Origin of the sequence: Hungatella hathewayi WAL-18680 (genome assembly GCF_000235505.1) — a bacterium.
Lineage (GTDB): Bacteria > Bacillota > Clostridia > Lachnospirales > Lachnospiraceae > Hungatella_A > Hungatella_A hathewayi_A.
This window is the reverse complement of the sequence record NZ_JH379027.1, coordinates 981,579-984,794: the sequence shown is the minus strand read 5'-3', so window position 1 is coordinate 984,794 and position 3,216 is coordinate 981,579. Positions and strand designations below refer to the sequence as shown.

The window sequence follows — 3,216 nt, the reverse complement described above, 5'->3', positions numbered from 1 at the left end:
CGTCAATGGCTATGTCGCCGCCTGCTTCCCACAAAATCTCCTGACCTTCAATCTCGCCCGGAAGAATCAGTAAATCCGCTGTATCTCCCAGCGCACGGCTGAGGGTAACTCCTTCCGGAAGAAGCAGGGGAATGGCGGACACCTTGGAATAGTCCGCAATTATCCCATGCTCGTTTAATGCAAAATAGGAAATCTGCGGGTATGCATTGCCAGTCAGGTACCATTCTCCGCTCACTTCGGCCTCCATGCCGGTTATGTTTCTAGTGCTCAGCCCTGTCACTTCTTTCGCGCCGGTGCCGTCTTGTCCCATTATGGATTCCGATGCTCCTGCTTCATCATGCTCCGTCATAGATTCCACTGTGCCTGCACCATCATACTCTAGCATGGATCCCGTCATATCATTTTCAAATATTGCCACTTCTCCATCCATATTGGCAGTATCAGTCTCCACATCCGCCAGCTGCATGTCATAGAAACAGTCAATATATTGTCCTTCTCCTTCTGCAGTAAATGCGTGGCAGAATGTGTCCTCACTCTGGGCCAGCGCCATGCTTGAATAGCTATCCTGTATCGTTCCGTTATTTATCGCCGCAAAACCTGCCGATATTCCGTCGCATTCCATATATCCGCTGGAATAACTGTTCTCCACACTCACATCCCACCCCAGGATGCCTGCAAAACCTCCCGTATAGGTATCACTCAGATTCAACCGCGACTCAATTGTCATGCAGGTAAAGCAGTTGGATAATGCGGTACCTTCCTCTGCCTGTCCAATCAGTCCGCCAGCTGTTACCTGCTCTGCTGTCACGTTTATGAATGTATCTTCATATGGGTTGAACTCTGTCTCCTCCTCTGCCATTCCTGCATCGGACGGGCTGGATATGGGAGCCGGCAGTTCTGCTTCCACAGGAAGGGATTCTGCAGATGACTCCACAGCTTCCGCATCGGACGGAGTCGCCATGTTATCCAGTCCGACTTCCGTAATGGCGGCATTTTTCATCATCAGTCTCAAGTAAGCCCTGGTTTCCATGGCAATGGTCTCCGGCTCCGGTGATGCTTCTGTTCCGGCCGGTGCTTCCGGTGATGCTGTCGGTTCCGGTGCGGCCGTTGGTTCCTGGGTGGCAGAGAACTCTGGTCCTGCCGGCGTTTCCGGCGGGACTGTCGGATTCTCCGGACCTGCCGGTGCTTCCGTATCTGCCGGTGTTTCTGCCTCCCCTGGATTTCCTGTTCCTCCTGGATTTCCTGCTCCTCCTGGGTTTCCTGTTCCTCCTGGTTTTCCTGTCTCCCCTGGAGTTTCCGTTCCATCTCCCGGCTTTATATCACCGCCCGGCTTTCCTTCTCCTCCATTTTCCTGTCCCGTACCTGCTTCTCCCAAATCCGTTTCCGCATCTGGCGTTTCGCCTGCACTGGTCTCCTTCGTCTCTTCCTGGCTACCGGTCATCCCTTCCCCGGATTCAGCGGATGTCCCCGCATTTTCCGGCGAAGAACCGTTCTCTCCTGGCAGACTCTCCTGGTTCCCGCCTTCTCCCGCCGACGTCTCCACCACACCCGGACCTCCGGCAGACGGACCGCTCTCTGTCTCCAGCCCATTCAGTGACTCCCCACTGCTCTCCGTCATCCCCGGTCCTATTTCTTCCAGCTCCAGCTCCGGTTCCGGTTTCGCCTTTGCCGTCTGATAAACCGTCTCAACCGGAATATCCGTCACAAGAGAACCGCCGGCCCCGCAGTTTCGTATCTCCGAACCAATCACATAGCCGGCCAGCGCGCCATAACCATCCACATAACGCTCCCCATCAAAATAAGTGACAGGATTCACAATCGACGCCTCACTCAAAAACAGGTTCTCCACTTCCGCCTGTTTCAGCACTCCAAACAGCGGCCGTTCCAGACCGCTTATCACATGCCCGTTTCCATCAAAGGTTCCGGCGAACGGCTCCACATCCGTCCCAATGGACTGATACAGCCAGCCCAGATCCAAATCCTCCTCCAGCCGGTATCTTCCCTTCAGGTTATACTCCTCGCTCTCCGGATCCAGAAGGTAATACTCCAGCTCCTCCTCCGTATAGATCGGCACAATCTCCCGGCTTTTGGCCCTGGCTGTTCCGATACTGTGAGCGGTGTAACCAACGGCGCCGGCCATTATCAGGCAGGCAGCCCCGGCAATCAGATATTTGATATGTTCCTTCCCCTTCGATTTTCTATGTAATATGTAACGGTTCATAGTAAATTCCTCCGACATTTTTCTGTCTTATTCCTGATACGTATCTCTCAACAGGCACGCTGCCACGGGGGCAGTCCACGCTCCCCTGTCAGCCGGCTCTGATGATCAAAATCACCCGGCCTAGAATATTCTTCTGCGGCACCGTCCCCACCCGGCTGTCACGGCTGTCAATAGAAACACTCCGGTTATCGCCCAGCACCATGTACTGGCCATCCAGGACGGTCAACCGTTCGCCCGGCCCGTCTGTATCCGTCTCTTCACGGTTTTCCGGACTGTCATGTTCTGTCATGCCATATCCCATCGTGCCGGCTCCATTGACAAACACCTCATCCCCCGAGTCACTGATTTTCACCGTGTCTCCCGGCAGTCCTGCCACTCTCTTCACCATACTTTCTCCATTCTTCTCAAACACCACAACCTGGCCTCTCTGAATTCTGGTTCCCACCCGGCTGTACACAATCCAGTCCCCGTGATTCAGGTAGGGATTCATCGATTCCCCCGATACCCTGTCCACACCAATCAGCAAGCTGAAAATCCCCACAATGCACAGCCCTCCGAGAAGCGCCGTCAGCAGCAGTCTCACATTTCTGCGTCTCCGTCTCACAAAATACCGCCGCATTTCCACCCGCACGCGTCCGCGCATCTGTTTTTCTAAGTCTGCCAGTTCTCCCAGACATTCCCTGGTCCGGTTTTCTCCACCAGGCTTTATTCCGGCTTTTAACTTCCCCCCGATGGATTCCACAGACTTCACAAGCTCCCACAGATAGCAGATAATCTGGCTTTCCTCAAATCCTCCATAACGGACCGTAGGAAAATGGGATTCCCTCTTTCTTTTCCTCATCCGTCCGCTCCGTTCCTGTCTGCGGGACTTTCCTCTGCCTCCGACTGTCTCCACGGACTGGCACCTTCCTTTCGGCTTTTACTCTGTAATGAGTATTATGAAGTGGAATATTCCTTATTTCTTGAAATGGACAGCAGTATATTGCCATTTCCTA

Annotated in this window: 1 protein-coding gene and 1 pseudogene; both read right to left on the bottom strand. The window is 53.7% G+C overall.

Annotation, left to right across the window (positions count from 1 at the left end; translation table 11 throughout):
* A pseudogene (locus HMPREF9473_RS04460) lies at nucleotides 1–2,221 on the bottom strand (hypothetical protein); the annotation flags it as partial.
* 88 nt (nucleotides 2,222–2,309) lie between these two features.
* Complete coding sequence (gene lepB / locus HMPREF9473_RS04455; protein WP_006778873.1) at nucleotides 2,310–3,062, bottom strand: signal peptidase I; 753 nt, start codon at nucleotides 3,060–3,062, stop codon at nucleotides 2,310–2,312.
* Nucleotides 3,063–3,216: the final 154 nt, after the last annotated feature.